At 47.9% G+C, this 17,740-nt stretch carries 14 protein-coding genes; 10 read left to right on the forward strand and 4 right to left on the reverse strand.

The window, feature by feature from the left end; translation table 11 throughout:
* Positions 1 to 146: 146 nt before the first annotated feature.
* Positions 147 to 1,226 (reverse strand): peptide-methionine (R)-S-oxide reductase MsrB, encoded by a 1,080-nt coding sequence (msrB, locus tag HMPREF0860_RS05055; protein ID WP_021330228.1) that lies wholly within the window; start codon positions 1,224 to 1,226, stop codon positions 147 to 149.
* A 109-nt stretch (positions 1,227 to 1,335) separates the two neighbouring features.
* On the opposite strand from msrB, the gene dnaA reads away from it, so the two are divergent.
* From dnaA to HMPREF0860_RS05075, 4 genes are all read left to right on the forward strand, one after another.
* Positions 1,336 to 2,736 carry a chromosomal replication initiator protein DnaA gene (gene dnaA, locus HMPREF0860_RS05060; protein WP_038080951.1) on the forward strand — a complete coding sequence of 467 codons (1,401 nt, stop codon included), beginning with the start codon at positions 1,336 to 1,338 and terminating at the stop codon, positions 2,734 to 2,736.
* A 271-nt stretch (positions 2,737 to 3,007) separates the two neighbouring features.
* Positions 3,008 to 4,111, forward strand: coding sequence for a DNA polymerase III subunit beta (gene dnaN / locus HMPREF0860_RS05065; protein ID WP_021330233.1), 1,104 nt, complete (start codon positions 3,008 to 3,010; stop codon positions 4,109 to 4,111).
* Positions 4,111 to 5,241, forward strand: a complete 1,131-nt coding sequence (recF, locus tag HMPREF0860_RS05070; protein WP_021330229.1) for a DNA replication/repair protein RecF — start codon at positions 4,111 to 4,113, stop codon at positions 5,239 to 5,241. The genes dnaN and recF overlap by 1 nt, the downstream gene beginning before the upstream one ends.
* A 71-nt stretch (positions 5,242 to 5,312) precedes the next feature.
* Positions 5,313 to 5,852: a DciA family protein gene (locus tag HMPREF0860_RS05075; RefSeq protein ID WP_021330226.1), complete on the forward strand. Its 540-nt coding sequence runs from the start codon at positions 5,313 to 5,315 to the stop codon at positions 5,850 to 5,852.
* A 12-nt stretch (positions 5,853 to 5,864) separates the two neighbouring features.
* On the opposite strand, the gene HMPREF0860_RS05080 is transcribed toward HMPREF0860_RS05075, so the two are convergent.
* Positions 5,865 to 8,030 (reverse strand): methyl-accepting chemotaxis protein, encoded by a 2,166-nt coding sequence (locus HMPREF0860_RS05080; protein ID WP_052037681.1) that lies wholly within the window; start codon positions 8,028 to 8,030, stop codon positions 5,865 to 5,867.
* Between the two features lie 454 nt (positions 8,031 to 8,484).
* On the opposite strand from HMPREF0860_RS05080, the gene HMPREF0860_RS05085 reads away from it, so the two are divergent.
* Both HMPREF0860_RS05085 and HMPREF0860_RS05090 read left to right on the forward strand, forming a co-directional pair.
* A complete protein-coding gene (locus HMPREF0860_RS05085; protein WP_038080955.1) occupies positions 8,485 to 10,224 on the forward strand; it encodes a flavocytochrome c in 1,740 nt (579 codons plus the stop codon).
* A gap of 434 nt (positions 10,225 to 10,658) precedes the next feature.
* On the forward strand, positions 10,659 to 11,561 hold the full coding sequence (locus tag HMPREF0860_RS05090; RefSeq protein WP_196799834.1) for a cytidylate kinase-like family protein: 903 nt from the start codon (positions 10,659 to 10,661) through the stop codon (positions 11,559 to 11,561).
* Between the two features lie 146 nt (positions 11,562 to 11,707).
* Here the strand turns inward: HMPREF0860_RS05090 and HMPREF0860_RS05095 are convergent, their stop codons facing one another.
* The gene (locus HMPREF0860_RS05095; RefSeq protein WP_021330257.1) at positions 11,708 to 12,496 is read right to left on the reverse strand and encodes a formylglycine-generating enzyme family protein; all 789 of its coding nucleotides are present in this window, start codon (positions 12,494 to 12,496) and stop codon (positions 11,708 to 11,710) included.
* Positions 12,497 to 12,646: 150 nt separating this feature from the next.
* Between HMPREF0860_RS05095 and HMPREF0860_RS05100 the strand changes: the two genes are divergently transcribed.
* Positions 12,647 to 13,492, forward strand: a complete 846-nt coding sequence (locus HMPREF0860_RS05100; RefSeq protein WP_021330253.1) for an HAD-IIA family hydrolase — start codon at positions 12,647 to 12,649, stop codon at positions 13,490 to 13,492.
* Between the two features lie 49 nt (positions 13,493 to 13,541).
* Complete coding sequence (locus tag HMPREF0860_RS05105; RefSeq protein ID WP_162146997.1) at positions 13,542 to 14,117, forward strand: DUF624 domain-containing protein; 576 nt, start codon at positions 13,542 to 13,544, stop codon at positions 14,115 to 14,117.
* On the opposite strand, the gene HMPREF0860_RS05110 is transcribed toward HMPREF0860_RS05105, so the two are convergent.
* Positions 14,086 to 15,132, reverse strand: coding sequence for a LacI family DNA-binding transcriptional regulator (locus HMPREF0860_RS05110; protein ID WP_021330248.1), 1,047 nt, complete (start codon positions 15,130 to 15,132; stop codon positions 14,086 to 14,088). The two genes, HMPREF0860_RS05105 and HMPREF0860_RS05110, sit on opposite strands and share 32 nt — an antisense overlap.
* 148 nt (positions 15,133 to 15,280) lie before the next feature.
* Between HMPREF0860_RS05110 and HMPREF0860_RS05115 the strand changes: the two genes are divergently transcribed.
* Both HMPREF0860_RS05115 and HMPREF0860_RS05120 read left to right on the forward strand, forming a co-directional pair.
* Positions 15,281 to 16,588 (forward strand): ABC transporter substrate-binding protein, encoded by a 1,308-nt coding sequence (locus tag HMPREF0860_RS05115; RefSeq protein WP_021330255.1) that lies wholly within the window; start codon positions 15,281 to 15,283, stop codon positions 16,586 to 16,588.
* A 57-nt stretch (positions 16,589 to 16,645) separates the two neighbouring features.
* Positions 16,646 to 17,551: a carbohydrate ABC transporter permease gene (locus HMPREF0860_RS05120; RefSeq protein ID WP_021330240.1), complete on the forward strand. Its 906-nt coding sequence runs from the start codon at positions 16,646 to 16,648 to the stop codon at positions 17,549 to 17,551.
* The last annotated feature ends 189 nt before the right edge of the window (positions 17,552 to 17,740 follow it).

The raw sequence follows: 17,740 nt of genomic DNA on the forward strand, positions 1-17,740 counted from the left end.
AAAGTATAAAAACCTACGCCCGGCCGGAGCGGTGCCGCTGGCAGCCACCGGAGCGAGCGCAGGCGAGTGAGGAGGCCGAGCGTGAGTGAGCCGCGAAGGGTGGGTTCTTCCGACCGGCTCCGTCCGATTAAAAACTTGCGGCGTTTTTATTTTACATAGGGTATGTAGTCGCCGTAGCCTTCTTTTTCCATGTCGGCATAGGGGATAAACTTGAGAGAAGCTCCGTTTATGCAGTAACGAAGTCCGCCTGCATCTTCCGGCCCGTCGTCGAACACGTGTCCCAAATGAGAGTCCCCCGTTCGAGAATGCACTTCGGTGCGCAGCATACCGAGACTTGTGTCTTTTTCGTAGCCGACGGCATCGGTCGTTATGGGTTTCGTAAAACTCGGCCAACCGCAGCCTGCGTCGTATTTATCGGTTGAAGAAAAAAGCGGCTTTCCCGTTACGATGTCGACGTAGATCCCTTTTTCATCGAAAGCGTCGTATTCGCTCGTATAGGGGCGTTCGGTCGCTTGTCGCTGCGTTACGTCGTATTGCAGCGGAGAAAGCTTTTTTTTGAGCGCGTCTTTTGTCGGTACTGCAAAACGGCTTTCATCGTACAGCGGTTTTTCCGCGAGGCGTAAATCGATGTGGCAATAGCCGCCGGGATTTTTATCGAGGTATTTTTGATGATAGTCTTCGGCGCGGATAAAATTTTTTAACGCTCCCGTTTCAACAGCGAGCGGTTCGGAATATTTTTTTTGCATAAAATCCAAAAATGCCTGCACGTCTTTTTCATCCGCAGCATCGGTATAGTAAATGCCGGTGCGGTATTGGCGGCCTCTGTCGTTTCCCTGCCGATTGACGGAAGTCGGATCGATGATTCTAAAATAATGCGCAAGTAATTCTTCCAGCGTAATCGTCGTAGGATCGTAGACGATGCGGACGGTTTCCGCGTGATCGGTTTCGGATAATTCGTAATACGAAGTTTTGTCGGTTTTTCCGTTTGCATATCCCGTTTCGGTGAGCACGACACCGGGAAGACGCTCGAAATAGGCTTCGACGCCCCAAAAACAGCCGCCAGCAAGGAAGATTTCTTTTTCGTGTTTCATCGTTTTACCGCCTAATATTACATTGTTTTGAGCATTTTTCAAAACAGTTCGTTCCTGCGATTTTGCACAAGACACACACAATACAAAGGCACATAAAAATGCGACAGTCGTTTTAATACATTGTAATCGTTTCATATTTATACCTCAATCTATTTTATAAATAATAATATGGAATAATAGTTACAGTCGATATACGTTTTTAAAAATTGACAGATATGAGAATTTTCGTTTATAATTAATCCCTATGCCCAATAATAACTATCGTGAAGTTTGGTTCTATGCGATGGATCAAATTCACGAAGAATATAAAAATGCAGGTCCTCAGCAGGAAACGGAATTCAAGCTCTGGTTCAATATCCAATATATTGAAGATACCGACAATACGATAACCGTGTCCGTTCCATCCGAATTTTTGTGGCAGACGATGCTCAAAAAAGGCAATATCGATAAAATTGCAAAAAAAATAGAATCGTTGACGGGTCAAAAAAATATCAAGCTGCAGCATATCGTAAGCAATGAAAATATTGCCGAAAAAGGAGCCGCACAAAGCGCTGCTCCGCAAAAAAAGAACGACGAAAAAGCCTCTTTTCCGGCCTCTCAAAAAAAACACCCGCAGCTGAACGAAGCTTTTACATTTGAAACCTTTATACCCGGAGAAGACAACAGCTTTGCATACAATGCGGCGCTTGCGGCGGCAAAAGAGCCGGGAAAAAGGTTCAACCCGCTGTTGCTCTACGGCGGAGTCGGACTCGGAAAAACGCATCTCATGCAGTCTATCGGAAATTATCTGTTTCAAAGCGATGAAAAATTGAAAATCTGCTATATTTCGGCGGAATCTTTTACGAACGAATTTATCTGGTCGATCGGATCGAAAATAAAAGAAATGGATAAATTCAAATCGAAATACAGAAACCTCGACGTGCTGCTCATAGACGATATTCACTTTTTGCAGGGAAAGGAAAAAGTACAGGAAGAATTGTTTTATACGTTCAATGCGCTTCGCGATAAAAACTCGCAGCTCGTATTTACGTGCGACCGCCCGGTCAAAGAGATGAAAGTATTTAACGAACGTCTGCAAAGCCGCTTGTCGAACGGATTCAGCATCGATTTGAAACTGCCGTCGTATGAAACACGGCGTGCGATTTTATTAAATAAATTGAAATTGCTCGATAAGCAAATTCCCGAAGATGTCATCGACTATATCGCAAAAAATATCGAAACGAACGTGCGCGATTTGGAGTCGGCTTTGACGAAGATGACGGGCTATGCGGAATTGATTCAAAAACCGGTTACGATCGAAGTGGCGCAACAGCAGCTGCGCGATATCTTTTCGAGTCCGTCGGCCGGAACGATTTCCATCGACACGATTCAAAAAGTCGTCGCCGATCTGTATACGATTTCGGTTGCGGATTTGAAAAGCAAAAAACGCGATCAAAAATACGTGATCCCGCGCCAAATAGCCATGTACATCGCACGCGAGCTCACCGAATATTCGTTTACGGAAGTCGGCAGCGAATTCGGCGGGCGCGATCATTCGACGGTCATGCATTCGTACGATAAAATTTCATCGGAGATAAAAATCGATTCTTCGCTGGAAGCGAGAATTCAACTTTTGATGAGGGAAATCAAAGATTACAAAAAGTGAATAATGTGCTATAATGCTGTGGAAAAGATGCACAAAAAGGTATACAATGTGGAAAAGTGTATAACATGTGGACAGAGGGCAACAAGTTATATACGACGTAAATACCGATGATATAATTAAATACGTGAGATTTCCACAATTTGCCTGGCCTTACTATTATTATGATTAAATTTATATATATAATATAAATTTAAGAAACAACATTTTGTGAATAAAAACGAATCTACGCAATAGAAACAATAGTATTGCGTAATCGATACAGGAGCTTACTATGAAATTTTCTTTTGATAGAGATGCGATGATCAAAGAAATCGCCGTCGCTCAGGAAATCATTACGAATAAAAGCGCGATTTCGATTTTATCGAATATCTTTTTCAGTGCGGAAAATAATACGCTTACGATAAAGGCGACCGATTCGTCGGTCGGTTTTTTAACAAAAATTCCGGTCGATGTACAGGAAGAAGGATCGACGACGGTGTACTGCGACAAGTTTATGAGCATACTCGCGTCTTCTCCGCAGGGTGAAATCGAGTTCAAACAGGAAGACGTAAAGATAACGATTACACCCGTTGCCAAAAAAATAAAATTTCAACTGAAAAGCATCGCAAGCGATAAATTTCCTTCGGTCAATCAGGCACAGGACGTGCCCTTTTTCGACGTCGCGGCAAAAGATTTGAAAGAGATGATTTCGCAGACGATATTCGCCGTTTCGGAAGACGCGAACCGCTATTTTATGACGGGCGTTTTTTTTACGAAAAAAGACGACGATTTGGTTATGGTTTCGACTGACGGACGTCGTCTTTCGTATTCGGCAAAATCGATCGCACAAGGCATAAAAGATTTTCCGCCGGCTATCGTGCCGGTAAAGATATTGAGTTGTATTTTGAAAAATGCGAGCGATGAAGGAAACGTTTCGGTCGCTGTCGTCGACAAATTGATTTACGTAAAATTCGGTAATTACGAATTTTCCTCCGCGCTTCTTGAAGGACAGTTTCCGAATTATCAAAAAGTCATTCCCGAAAAACAAAAGTTTTCTTTCCAAGTTAATAAAAACGATTTGGATTCGGCGCTGAGGCGCACGACGATCCTCATCGATAAAAAGGTGAGCCGGCTTTTGTTCAAAGTGTCGCCGGGTACGCTGACGCTCATTTCACCTGAAACCGATTTGGGAACGGCGGTCGAAGAGATTCCGTGCAGATACGACGGCGAAGAAGTGACGATTGCGCTCAACTATCTCTATGTTGCAGAGCCTATCAAAACGATCGGTACGGAAGATATCGTTTTCGAATTTACCGAACCTATGAAAGCGATCACGATGAGAGCCGAACCGGCAGCCGATTATTTCCACATCATCATGCCGATGAATCTCAACTGATGCCGTTTTTATCGCTCGCAGTCGACAATTTTCGCAATTTGAAAAACGGCAGAATCGATTTTTCCGGAAAGGAAATCTATTTTGTCGGTACGAACGGGCAGGGGAAAACGAATATCCTCGAAGCGCTGTACTATTCCGCGTACGGTTCTTCGTTCCGCACGTATACCGATTCGCAAATCGTTAAAACGGGAGAAGAGGCCTTTGCGCTTCACGCGCTCTACAAACAGGAAAGCGGCAATGTTCAAAAGATCGACATACGCTGTGCGGACGGTATCAAACGAATCGAAAAAAACGGCAAGAGAGTTCAGGATCGAAAGGAATTGATAAACACGATCCCGTGCGTGCTCTTTTGTCACGACGATATGCGCTTTGCAACCGGAGGCCCGGAGCATCGCCGTTTTTTTCTCGATCAGTCGTTGACGATGTTCGATACGCTGTATATCGACGATCTGCGAAAGTATAAAAAAATTTTGAAAAACCGTAATCAATTGTTAAAAGACCGTTCGTACGAAATGCTCGACGTCTACGATACGCAGCTTGCGCAGTGCGGACTTGACGTGCAAAAAAAACGCAAAACGGCGGTCTTTCAATTCGATCAGATTTTTGAAAAATTATACGAAGCCGTCGCGGGTATAGACGGTGTGCACATCGTCTACGTGCCGTCGTGGAAAGAGATGCCGGACGGAGCGGGTACGCGTTTTCCCTTGCCGGAAGAAATACGGGAGAAGCTTTCGGAAAGACGCGATCGGGACAAGATGATGGAGACGACGATGAGCGGACCTCACCGCGACAGGGTCGTTTTTATGCGCGGAGGAAATCAATTTATACCGACGGCATCGACGGGACAGCAGCGGCTCACGGCGCTTTTACTTCGGGCGTCTCAAGCCGTTTATTATACAAGGGTTACCGGAGTAAAACCGGTTTTTTTGATGGACGACGTCATGCTCGAACTCGACCCCGACAAGCGGCAAAAGATGACCGCGATTTTACCAGACTACGATCAGCTTTTTTGTACGTTTTTGCCGGGCGAGCCGTATGAACGCTATAAACGTTCGACGACGCGCATTTTCGGTATCGAAAACGGGGAATGGCATGAGATGCGGGAAGAGGGATCAACAAGCTCGACGTAGACTCGTAGCGAAGTTTTAAGCGAGAGCGGGCTATCGAATCGGCCGCGCGAATAAAATCGTCGGGAGCGTATATGAATAACGGTGAACAAAATATCGTTTCCGCAGCGGATATGATAACGAGCGTATTTTCGAACCTCGATAAAAAAACGCTCGAGGAAAGCGGAAAACTCATCGACACGTGGAAGCGCGTCGTGTCGAAAGTGCGTTCGGCCGGCCGCGATTACGGCGAGCAGCTTTGCGCTCATACGAATCCCGTACAATTTGAAAAAGGCGTTTTACTTGTCGAAGCCGATCATCCGGGCTGGATTCAAATTTTGCAGATCTATTCGAAATTTATTTTGACAGGATTGCAGCGAGCTGCGCCGGAACTCGGCATAACGACGCTGTCGTTTAAACTGAAAGGAAGCGGCGCGGAACTCTGCGGCAAAAGCTACGACGAACAGGTTGCCGAAGAGCGGCGGAAAATGGAAAAGCGTTATAAAACGCATTACGGCGAGCCGGATAAAAAGGGCGCACGTAAAGGTCAGCCTCTTTCTCCCGAATTGCAGGCAAAACTCGATGCGTTGAAGGTAAGCATAGAAAAAGCCGCGAAAGACGAAAGCGCAGGGTGAATTTTCTACATATCAGACTTTGAATTTTCCAACCTCTTCCGCCAAATTCTCGATACTCAGCTTATTTTTCTGTGTTATTTCATTGACTTCCTGGACGGCATTGTTGATCTGTACGGCGCCGGAAGCCATCTCGTTCATACTTTCGGTAATCACGCGGGTAAGATCGTCGAGCTTGCGCATTTCGGATGCAACTCCCTCTCCGCCTTTCAGCATTTCGTCCGAACCTGCCCGCACTTCCATCGTTACCGTGTTGATGTTTTTGATCGCAGCCAAAACTTCCTTGCTGCCGCTTTCCTGTTCCCGCATCGATTCGGTGAGGCGATTGCTCATCGATTTAACTTGCTCTGCGATCGTGAAAATCGTATTGAATTTTTCTTCTACGGTTTTGGACGAAGCCGAAAGCGTTTCGATTTCACCGGATAAGGTTTTCAGTGTAGCGGTGATGGTTTTGCCTTGCCTTGCGGAATTTTCTGCGAGTTTGCGGATTTCATCGGCAACGACGGCAAAGCCTTTGCCCGCTTCTCCTGCATGGGCCGCTTCGATGGCGGCGTTCATCGCCAAAAGGTTTGTCTGCGAAGCGATATTTTGAATGACATCGGAAGCTTCCATCAGAGAACCGGATTCTTCGGCAATCTTCTGCGTAACGGTATTGGATGTTGCAATCGTCGCTTTGCCGTCATCGGTAGCCGCGGTGAGCTCTTTTACGACATCATCGGTTTTGCCGAGCGTTTGTCCGATGGAGACGATATTCGCAACCATTTGCTCTACCGAAGCGGAAGACTGCGCAACGCTCGCCGCCTGCATTTCGATACTACCGTTCAGCTGCTTAATGGTTCGGACGATTTCTTCGATGGTCGCAGCCGTTTCGGTAACGCTTGCGGCCTGAGTCATCGTTTGTTGTTTTACTCCGTCGATGTTTGCACTGATTTCGTGCACGGCGCTTGCGGTCTCCGTCATATTGGAAGCGAGCGTTTCGGTCATATCCCGCATGACACCGGTATTTTTCGCAATCGATTTAATGGAACTCCGTACCTGTGATGCGGTATTGTTAAAATGCTCCGACAAGAGCGAAAATTCATCGTTACCGGAAACCGTCAATTGTCCCGTATAGTCGTTTTCGGCAACGCGGGTCAGTATTTCTATAATGTATTTAATGGGTTTGACAATACGGAATGCAAGGAGGGATGATACGACGATAAAGAGAACCAATAAAATAATACCGATAAAAACCATTGACCTGAGGATGACATAATATTCATCGAGCACTTCCGCTTCTTTTACAAAAGCGATCAATTTCCAGTCGGGATTTTCTATCGTGTAGATTTGTGCAAGCCACTTTTCACCGTCCGCCGTTATTTTTATATTTCCTTCCGTCAATTCCGTAAAGCGCTGAGGTTTTGACAAATCGGTGTCGGCGATGTTTTTAAAATTATTTTCGGGATGGGCGGGATCGGTCAGTATGGTCCCGTCATTTTGCATAAGCATGACATATCCCGTCGTTCCGATTTTGAATTTTGAAATCATATCGGTTAATGTATCGAGCGTAAACTCTATTGCAATATTTCCGATAAATGTTCGACTGTCGACGGCATAGGCACTTTTTACCAAGCCGATCGAAATGGCATTTAAATCAACCGAATAAAACGCGTCGGTAATCGCTACCTCACCCTTAGCGTCGGAACCGATACCGTACCAAGCCCGTTCACGGGGATCATAACCGGCGGACATTTCTCCTTCGAAACTGCTGACGAAACCGCCCCATTTGGTTCCCATGTATACTTCCAAATATTCGGGAAAACCGTTTTCTATCGATTTGAATAACGATGCAATTTTCAATTCGGTTTCGCTGCGAAGCACATCGGAGGATTTAATATTTTCTTTTTCCCGTATATACGAGTGCAGCGAGATATCCGCCGCGCGTACATCGGGATGTCCCGAAAGCGTATTCAATATCTTTGCGGTATTATCAAAAAATATCCGTATTCCTCTTTCAGTAAGTTTCATCTCGCGTAAAACGTTTTTTTGAAAAGAGGCGATGTCCGATTTTTTTACCCGATATCCGATAAAGACGGAAACAAATAAAACGAGTGATAAAATAACGGATGTAAAAACCAATATCAGTTTTTTGCGGATGGAAAATTTTACCGACGACAGACGATCTTTTTCAGTATTCAACATATTCCCTCTCAATTACGGATTTCCGAATTATAAAATATACGGCACATACAATGCTGTTTTCAGCTACAAGACGGTTTTAACTGTCGGAAAAAGAGGGGGAATGTATTTTAAGTAGGCTGCAGCTGTAACAGCTTTCTCCGCAGTATACATGAAAAGGAATCCTAACGGTAAAATCCTTTCCGTGTATAAATAATAATTGTTATTTGGATTTACTTTGAATAAAAATCACAAGGTTGTATTTTGCGGTAAATCAAATACAAAACCGATTATAGCATGTAAAAGAAAAATCCGCAAGGAATTTTTTATTATTTTTTTAAGCGGAGGGGTAATTGATACAATGATTGTTTTTGCGGTTGTTTTTCGAATATTGCACTGTGCACGGAAATTTGTTATATTCTTACTAATTGAAAAGCTGGATGTATACTATATGCGCACATGCGCAAGAGGAGCGTATATGAAATCTAAAAAAGCTATCGGCATTGCGATCGGTATGTTTGTTATCGCTGCGACGGCGGCGATTGCAATGAGTGCCAAAGGCAAATCAAAGGGAAAATTCGTCGACGGCGAATGGCCGGGAAAAGGCGAAGGCCGCAACGGTCCGATCGAGCTGATTCTTTCCGTAAAGGGCGGAAAGATCAGAGGCGCAAAGGTGACGAAAGAATCGGAAACCGGTTTTGCGCAGCCTGCGGAACAGTTTGTCATCGATCAGGCGGTTGCAAAGCAGTCGGTCGAAGGACTCGATATCATGTCGGGTGCAACGATCACGTCGAACGCGACGATCGCGGCGCTGCAGGCTGCGATCAAAGCGTCGAAGGGAGAAACGGCAGCTGCCGCAAAAGCGGCGGATACGTCGTGCGATATCGTTGTTATCGGCGCGGGAGGCGCGGGTCTTACGGCGGCAACGGAAGCGGCGAACCGCGGCGCGAAAGTTATCGTCCTTGAAAAGATGGGTATCGTCGGCGGCAATACGAACAGTGCGACCGGCGGTTTGAACGCCGCATATACGAAAGAGCAGGAGAAGCTCGGCATTAAAGATTCGAAAGAGCAGTTTTACGAAGATACGATGAAGGGCGGAAAAAATCTCAACGATCCCGCGCTCGTTCACACGCTCGTGGACAATTCCGCGGCGATCGTGGAGTGGCTGCAGTCGGATATCGTCGGTGCGGATTTGAGCGACGTCGGTCTTTTCGGCGGTGCGACGAACAAACGCATCCACCGTCCGCAGGGAGGAGCTGCGATCGGCTCTCACCTCGTTCCGCTTTTATACGCTGCGGCGCAAAAGCAGGGCGCGGATATCCGCCTTAACAACAAAGTGACCGACATCTTTGCGGAAAACGGAAAGCCCGCAGGTGTTACCGTTACGTCTCCGAACGGCGATTATAAAGTTAAAGCGAAAGCGATCATCATCGCGACCGGCGGTTTCGGTGCGAATTCCGACATGGTCGTAAAATATAATCCGAAGCTTGCGGGATTCGGTACGACGAATCATCCGGGCGCAACGGGCGACGCGTTCGAGTGGATCAAAAAATTCGACGGCGCACTCACGCAGATGGAACAGATTCAAACGCACCCGACGGTCGTCCCCGGCAAGGGTATTATGATCACCGAAGCGGTGCGCGGCAACGGTGCGATTCTCGTAAGCCGAACGGGCAAACGCTTTATCAACGAAATGGAAACGCGCGATGTCGTGTCCGCCGCGATTTTAAAAGAGCCGAACAAAACGGCGTTCCTCGTCTTCGATCAGGATGTGCGCGCTTCTCTGAAAGCGATCGAAGGCTATGCGAAAAAAGGTTTGCTGACCGAAGCCGCAACGCCCGCGGAGCTTGCGCAAAAGCTCGGCATACCTGCGGCCGAATTTGAAAAGACGCTGAACACTTACGCCGGCTATGTGCACAACAAAAAAGACGCCGACTTCAACCGCAATCCGAACGGCTTGGAGCGCGATTTGACAAAGGGACCGTACTACGCGATCGAAGTCGGACCTGCCGTACACCACACGATGGGCGGCATCAAAATCGATACGAAGACGGAAGTGCTCAACACGAAAGGAAATGTGATTCCCGGTCTCTTTGCGGCGGGAGAAGTGACCGGCGGCGTTCACGGTGCGAACCGTTTGGGCGGCAACGCGGTCGCGGATATCGAAGTGTTCGGCAAAATCGCCGGAGACGCGGCCTGCGATTATATTAAAAAATAAGCATACGATTTCCCGTTTGCGGGAACACGTAATCGACATATCCCTGCGCTTTGCGGCGGGGTATGTCGTTTCTTAAAATGCGGCATTGCAGAAAGTTTCAATTTCCGAAGATGGGCGCCTTCGTGTACGAAGGCGCCCATCTGCCATATAAATCGCGGAACTGCTGCGATTTCGAAGTTTTTCGGAGAATTTTTTTGGGCAGAGAGTGCCCGCGATGAGGGCGGGGCGTTGCGGGGTGTCCCCGCAGGAAGGGGCAGCACGCAACGGAGTGCGCGCGAGGGGAAGGCTTTCCCCCCTTTAAAATATTTTTCTTAAACCGCTTGACTGCAGACGAGCCGAAGAATTTTCCCCGTTTTTTTCCGTACACAAATCCGTCGAAATATGTTATACTGACTTTACGGATCGTATCCGTGTGTACGATAAAGGGGCATTATATGATGGATATAAAAATCATCACTGTCAGCAGACAGTTCGGTTCGGGCGGGCGCATCATTGCAAAAGACGTCGCGGATAAACTCGGCTGGAAATTTTACGATCGGGAAATCATAGAAAAGATTGCGGAAAAAAGCGGGCTCGCAAAAGAATTTATCGAAGAGCGCGGCGAATACGCATCTGCAGGGCAAAATCTCGTGTACAGCGCACCGGCGGGTTTCGGCGGGTTTTCTACGGGGCAATCGGTATTCGATAAACTGTACGTGATGCAGTACAACATCATCCGGGAGATTGCGGAAGAGGGACCGTGCGTCATCGTCGGGCGATGCGCCGATTACGTGCTGCGCGACAGAACGGACTGTTTCCACGTTTTTATCTATGCGGATATGGATTTTCGAATCGCGCGCGCAGGCAGCATTTATAAAGTCGATGCGCCGAATATAGAACGCTATCTGCTCGACCGCGACAAAAAGCGGAAGCTCTATTACAAATACAATACCGACCGCGTTTGGGGGGACGTAAAAAATTATGACTTGTGTCTCAAAAGCAGTGCGATCGGATTGGATACGTGTGCGGCGATGATCTGCGATGCGGCGCAGCATAAAACCGTCGGCCCCGTACGGAGATCGATTGATGCTGCGGAAAAGGCGGTGACGGCGGCGGCAAAAAAGATCGCAACGGGTTTGAAAAAATCGCCGGCTGCGGCAACGACGAAAAAAATTGCGGATGAGGTCAAAAAGACCGCTCCTGAAACCGTGCGAAAAATCACTGCGAACGTAAAAAAATCCGCACCGAAAGCGGAAAAAAAAGCGGCCGAAGCTGCGAAGAAAATCGCGTCGGGTGTAAAAAAAGCGGTATCGTCAAGCGCGAAGCGCACAGCAAACAGGAATTCCGACGGACAATAATTAAAGAAAGAGCGCGCCATGTATACGGCGCATTTGCAACGCAAACTCGCCAGTGAGCGCAATGAACGGCGTGAGCCGGCGAACGCCGTTCTCTCCGAAAGTACGGCTTTATCAGCTTATACTTTCCAAACTCGACATTCGACCTATTATTTTTTCGAGCGGACGACGCGCATGCCGATAAAATTATAGCGGGAAGCGGGGCTGCCGCAGTTTCTGAAATACGGCGAGCAGTCGGATGCTTCGGCATTCCATGCACCGCCTCGCCCTATGCGGTCGGTGTTGTCGATCGTACGTTCGGCGCCGCGCGGGTTGACGAATTCGCCGGGCATATAGCAGTCGTACCAGTCCCAGCACCATTCCCACACGTTTCCGAAAAGATCGTAAAAACCGAGCACGGACGACGACTTTAAGCCTACGGAATGGGTCATGCAATCGCTGTTGTTTTTATTCCATGAACGGTTTTCGTCGGCGTCTTTTGCCGCTTTTTTTTGACCGTCGTGTACGCCGCCGCGTGCCGCGTATTCCCATTCGGATTCGGTCGGAAGCCGGTAGCCGTTCGCGTCCCAGCGACATTCGGCGTTGTCCCAAGCGTCGTTTTGTTCGTCGGGAACGGGTCCCCATTTTTTCGGATCGGATTCGCCTTTGATGACATAACAGGGGTTTAATTTTTCGGCGATGCTGCGTTTATTGCAGTAGACGAACACGTCGTATTGGCTTATGTGTTCGATGGGACGCTTTGTCTGCGATTCGCCTTTTTTCGGGCTGCTTGAAAAATACGCGGGATTTTCACCCATAATTTTTTTCCATTCGGCTTGGGTAACCAAGTGTTCGTCCATGTAAAAGTCGTCGACGGTAACGGTATGTACGGGACGTTCATCGGCCATGCCGGTCGGAGAACCCATTTGAAATGTGCCGCCTTTAACTAAAATCATCATGTTTTCATATTATACCACAGCTTTTGAAATTTATCAAAAAAAAGATGGATTTTCGGAAAGATTTTACCGCACCGGCTTACATATCGCTTGTACGTTTTACGTTGACATATCCGCTCCGGTCGGCTAGGATTGCGGCAATGAGGTTTTGCGATGCTGAATTACAACGATCCGAAAGACGTCGAAGCGTTTAACAAAGGTATAGACCGCGCCGCGCTCGTCAATTCGTGCAAACATTTTGTGCTCGACATGGACGGCACTTTTTATCTCGGCAATACGATTTTACCGGGCAGTCTCGATTTTTTAAAGACACTCGAAAAAACCGGACGTGATTATTTATTTTTTACGAATAATTCGTCGAAAAGCCCCGACGTGTACATCGAAAAGCTCGCGGGCATGAACTGCGTTATTTCGCGGAAGCAAATTATGACGAGCGGAGACGTAACGATCGAATATCTGAACGCCGCGTATCCGGGAAAGCGCGTATACCTCGTCGGAACGGAAGCGCTTATCAAAAGTTTTCGCGAAGGAGGGATCGGCCTCGTCGAAGACGATCCGGATATCGTCGTCATCGGTTTCGACACGACGCTCACGTATGAAAAGATCGTAAAAGCGAGCGACTACGTGCGCGCCGGCGCCGTCTATCTTGCGACGCATCCCGACATCAACTGCCCCGTCGAAAACGGCTACATCACAGACGTCGGCGCGTTCTGCGCGATGATTTCGCTGTCGGCGGGGGTCGGCGAAGTAAAATCGCTCGGAAAACCGAATCCCGAAACCGTCGACATGGCGATGCTCCGCGCAGGCTGGAAAAACCGCAGCGAAATCGCCTTTGTCGGCGATCGCCTTTACACCGACATAGCAGTCGGCGTCAACAACGGCGCTCACGGATTGCTCGTGCTCACCGGAGAAGCGAACATGCGCGACGTACAAAAATCCGACACGAAACCCGATGCGATTTTCCGCGACTTGAGCGAAATCGGTTCGTTCCTGAAATAACATGCGTTGGACTCGTCTCTTCAATCCCGAAAACAAGTTTTGGATTTTCATGGATAAAATAACCGACGTGTGTATTCTCGCGTTCTGTTGGCTCGTCGCTTCCGTGCCGCTTTTTACGTCCGGAGCGGCAACCGTCGCGCTTTTTCAATTTACGCTTAAGCAAGCGGAAGACGAAGAATCCTACGCCGTCCGATCGTTTTGCGCGTCGTTTGCCCGAAATTTCAAATCCGCGACGGCCTTGTGGCTGCTGTTCGTTTCAGGCGGCGCTTTCTTTGCGCTCGATTTTTATGCCCTCTTGTTTTACGCCGTGCCGAAGCCGATCCGTATCGCCGCGTTTGCCGCAGCCGCGTGTCTCGCATTTTTATATGCCGCTTCGTTTTGCTGGGCGTTTCCGCTCATCGCGTATTTTACAATACCGGTACGGAAAGCGCTGCACGATGCTTTGATTTTGGGGATACGGCATATCGGAACGACGTTGTGCGTATTTGCCGTGTATGCGTTTTTTGCATGGGCATCGTATATGCGGCCTTTCGCATCTCCCGTTTTGCTCGCGCTTTCGCTTTTCGTATCGTCGTATTTTTTCCGGCGCGTTTTCAATGCGCTTTCGTCCGAGGTTTCCCCGTAGTCTTTCTGTCGATAAGTTTGTTTTTAAATTCGAGACGGGTTAAGGCGACGTGTTCGGTATCGCCGTTTTCAAGTTTCGCCTGCAAAAGCGAAAACGCGCTCTGTCCGCGCTGATTGATAAAGTGGTCGATCGTCGTAAGCGACACTCCGCTGAACTTGGACGGGTAAATGTTGTCGAAACCGCATACGCTGTAGTCGCCGGGGATACGAAACCCCTCATCGATGATTTCGTCGATGACGCCGTAGGCGACCATGTCGTTGATGGCGACGATCGCGGTAACGTCGGGATACATCCGTATGCATTTTTTCGCGAGCGCACGCCCCGTGCGGTGTTCGATTTCAACGGTCGAAAGCTCCGACATCGGATCGACGTCGCTCGTGATAAGCGATACGGTACCGAATTTTTTAAAGCTTTCGCACAATCCCCTGTAGCGCAATACGCGCGAAGAATGATATTTGTTGAGCGTCGTCGAAACGTAGCAAACGCGCTTGTGTCCGAGTGAAATCAAATGCGCTCCCATTTGATAACCGGCATCGAAGTTGTTCACTTCCGCCATATCGATCCGCATCGCATCCTGTTTGTCTCCGACCGCGACGACAGGCAGACTGTCGGCCATTTTTTCGACGAGTCCGGGCTGCTGCGGTACCATCGAAAAAATCAATCCGCGCACGGCGGGGTTTTGCGCAAAGCTGAGGATGTTCTTTTCGCGTTCGATGTTCCAATATGTGTTATAGATGAGCGTCGTATAGCCGTTTTTTTCGGCGGCGAGTTCCATACCCTGTAAGAGCGTCGCGTAGTACGGATTGATTACGGACGGACAGACGATGACGATGATGCCCGTTTTATCGATACCGTGTTTCGGTTTATAGTTGAATTTTCTGGCGGCTGCATATACGGCTTCGATCGTGTCGTCGGAAAAGCGCGAGAGATTTTTTCCTGCGAGTATCATCGAAACGGCTGCCGTTGAAACGTGAACGGCATCGGCGATATCGCGCAAAGTCGGTTTTATTTTCATTTATTAAACAAAATTTAACACGGATTTAAAAAAAACGCAAGAAAAATTTGACAAGTGCCCGTTTTAGCCTTATGATTTAATGAAAAATACGGATGAATATCTATCGACTGTTGTTTAATTTTGTTGAATTATCAACACAGGAGGCCTTATGAAAAAAACGGTGATTTCAGCGATTTTGGCGGCGGCGCTTGTGCTGCCGTCGTTCGCGATGGGAGGATCGGAGCAGGAAGCGGGCAAAGCTTTTATCGGCGACACAACGGTAAAAGAACCGATTGAAATCGTATGGTGGCATGCGCTTGAAAATCAGTACAGCGATTTTGTCAAACAGATCGTAGACGATTTTAATAAGAGCCAAAAGATGATCACCGTAAAAGCCGAGTATATCGGCAATTATTCGGCGGTGAACCAAGCGCTCGTCGCGGCCCATGCAGCGGGAACGGGGCTCCCCGCGCTGACGGTTGCAAATACGCCCTATGTCGCGCAATACGGAGCGAGCGGGCTGTGCGAAGATTTGACACCCTATGTCAAAGCGACGAAATTCGATATCGGCGACTTCGGTGAAGGCATGATCAAAGCGTCCGCATACCAAGGCAAACAGGTATCGCTGCCGTTTTTGATCTCTACGCAAGTCGTTTACTACAATAAAAACATGGCAAAGGCAAAGGGCGTTTCCATTCCGTCGCAATTTAAAGATATGAACGAATTTCTCGCCAAAGTGTCGACGTTGAATTCCGACGGGACAACAAAGGTGTGGGGGACGATCATACCGGGCTGGGATCAGTGGTATTTCGAAACGTTTTTTATCAACAACAGCGTCAATATCATCAATAAAGACGGAACTTCTACCGATCTCGGAGGAAAGAATTCGATCAATACGACAAAGGAGATCGGCCGATGGATTAAAAACGGCTATGCGTATTTTGCGGTCGGCAAAGACGGTTCCTCGAAAATGCGCCAAAATTTTATCGAAGGCAATGCGTTTTCCGTCATCCACACGAGCAGCTTGTATAACACGTACGTGAGCAAGTGCAAAAACTTCGAAGTGGGTATGGCGTGGCTTCCCGCTTCGAATACGCGCAAACAGGAAATCGGCGGCTGCGTTTTGTTGATTCCGGCAAAAAATCCGCCGGCGACGAAAATCGCGGCATGGCATTTCCTTTCATACTTGTGCAGCAAAGATACGAATATGAAATGGGCCGAAGCAACCGGTTATATGCCGACAAGAAAATCCGTCCTCGAAACGGCGGAAGGCAAAGATTTTCTAAAACGCAAGCCCGCATTCAAATGTATCTTCGACAACCTCGACAATATCTATCCGCGTATCCAAAATAAAAACTGGAACCAGTTGGCCGAGATTTGGAAAAATTACCTTTCCGAATTTTACAACAACAACACGGATATCGACAGCAATATTAAAAAAATGGCCGATGAGATAAACGAAGTTCTCGAAGACTGATTTCCGGTCGAAAAGCGCCTGCACGTTCCATCTGCAGGCGCTCCTTTTGGAGTATACATGAAACGCAGAGGCATTCATCCGAGGACATTGGATAGGCTGCAGGATTTTTCGTGCACGATTCCCGCCCTCATATTGATAATCGTCTTTACCTATTACCCGATAGCTAAACTGATACAGATCAGCTTTACGAATTGGAATTTATTAAACGATAAGTACGAATACGTCGGATTTAAAAATTGGAAATGGCTGTTTACCGGATCCGGCACGCGCTACCTCTTAAACTCGCTCCGCGTCACGTTTGAATTTTCGATCGGCTCTCTTTTTATCACGATCGTCGGCGGATTGCTGCTCGCCTTGACGTTCAATAATATGGGCAAGGGCTTTTCCGCCATGCGTGCCGTCGTCTTTATGCCGAAATACGTCGCGATGAGTTCCGCGGCCGTCGTGTTTTTGTGGATCCTCGACACCGACTACGGTATCCTCAATTATTTTCTTTCGGAGATCGGGTTGCACCGCGTCAATTGGCTCGGTGAACGCGGAAGTGCGATGATTTCCGTGTTGATGCTGACCGGTTGGCGTGACATCGGTTACGGCATGATCGTATACCTTGCGGCGATGCGGAGCATTCCGAACGATTATTACGAAGCGGCCGCGCTTGACGGAGTGACGTATTGGCAGTGCCTGTTCAGGATTACGCTTCCGATGCTCAGCCCGACGACATTGTTTTTGTTCGTTACGCAGTTTATCGCGTCGATGAAGGTTTTTCAAAGTATCGACATTATGACTGCAGGAGGACCTTTTCGATCGACGGAAGTATTCGTCTATAAAATTTATCAATATGCGATGGAAGACTTCCGCATGGACAGGGCGTCGGTGATGGCGCTCGCGTTTTTCGTTTTGCTGTTGATCATTACGGCGTCGACGCTGAAGTTTTCCGATCGCCGCGTCAATTACGATATGTAGTTTGAATGGCGAATTTCGAAAGTATTTTTTTAACAAGGTATACTTTCGGCGAGAACTTCGTTCGCTGCGCTCACTACCGAGTTTGCTTTGCAAACTCGCTGTGTATGCCGCGGTCGAGCTTTTTAGGGCAGGCTTCCGTAAGCCTAACGCTCGAAACGGCACGCGGCCGGAACCTCGCCTTAAGCATAA

Source organism: Treponema socranskii subsp. socranskii VPI DR56BR1116 = ATCC 35536, from assembly GCF_000468115.1.
Taxonomy (GTDB): Bacteria; Spirochaetota; Spirochaetia; order Treponematales; family Treponemataceae; genus Treponema_D; species Treponema_D socranskii.

What these genes read in the sequence shown, in the direction of transcription:
- HMPREF0860_RS05100 (WP_021330253.1), top strand. Translation starts at nt 12,647, where the DNA reads ATGCTGAATTACAACGATCCGAAAGACGTCGAAGCGTTTAACAAAGGT.
- dnaN (WP_021330233.1), top strand. Translation starts at nt 3,008, where the DNA reads ATGAAATTTTCTTTTGATAGAGATGCGATGATCAAAGAAATCGCCGTC.
- HMPREF0860_RS05090 (WP_196799834.1), top strand. Translation starts at nt 10,659, where the DNA reads ATGATGGATATAAAAATCATCACTGTCAGCAGACAGTTCGGTTCGGGC.
- dnaA (WP_038080951.1), top strand. Translation starts at nt 1,336, where the DNA reads ATGCCCAATAATAACTATCGTGAAGTTTGGTTCTATGCGATGGATCAA.
- HMPREF0860_RS05110 (WP_021330248.1), bottom strand. Translation starts at nt 15,132, where the DNA reads ATGAAAATAAAACCGACTTTGCGCGATATCGCCGATGCCGTTCACGTT.
- msrB (WP_021330228.1), bottom strand. Translation starts at nt 1,226, where the DNA reads ATGAAACGATTACAATGTATTAAAACGACTGTCGCATTTTTATGTGCC.
- HMPREF0860_RS05105 (WP_162146997.1), top strand. Translation starts at nt 13,542, where the DNA reads ATGGATAAAATAACCGACGTGTGTATTCTCGCGTTCTGTTGGCTCGTC.
- HMPREF0860_RS05115 (WP_021330255.1), top strand. Translation starts at nt 15,281, where the DNA reads ATGAAAAAAACGGTGATTTCAGCGATTTTGGCGGCGGCGCTTGTGCTG.
- recF (WP_021330229.1), top strand. Translation starts at nt 4,111, where the DNA reads ATGCCGTTTTTATCGCTCGCAGTCGACAATTTTCGCAATTTGAAAAAC.
- HMPREF0860_RS05080 (WP_052037681.1), bottom strand. Translation starts at nt 8,030, where the DNA reads ATGTTGAATACTGAAAAAGATCGTCTGTCGTCGGTAAAATTTTCCATC.
- HMPREF0860_RS05120 (WP_021330240.1), top strand. Translation starts at nt 16,646, where the DNA reads ATGAAACGCAGAGGCATTCATCCGAGGACATTGGATAGGCTGCAGGAT.
- HMPREF0860_RS05075 (WP_021330226.1), top strand. Translation starts at nt 5,313, where the DNA reads ATGAATAACGGTGAACAAAATATCGTTTCCGCAGCGGATATGATAACG.
- HMPREF0860_RS05085 (WP_038080955.1), top strand. Translation starts at nt 8,485, where the DNA reads ATGAAATCTAAAAAAGCTATCGGCATTGCGATCGGTATGTTTGTTATC.
- HMPREF0860_RS05095 (WP_021330257.1), bottom strand. Translation starts at nt 12,496, where the DNA reads ATGATGATTTTAGTTAAAGGCGGCACATTTCAAATGGGTTCTCCGACC.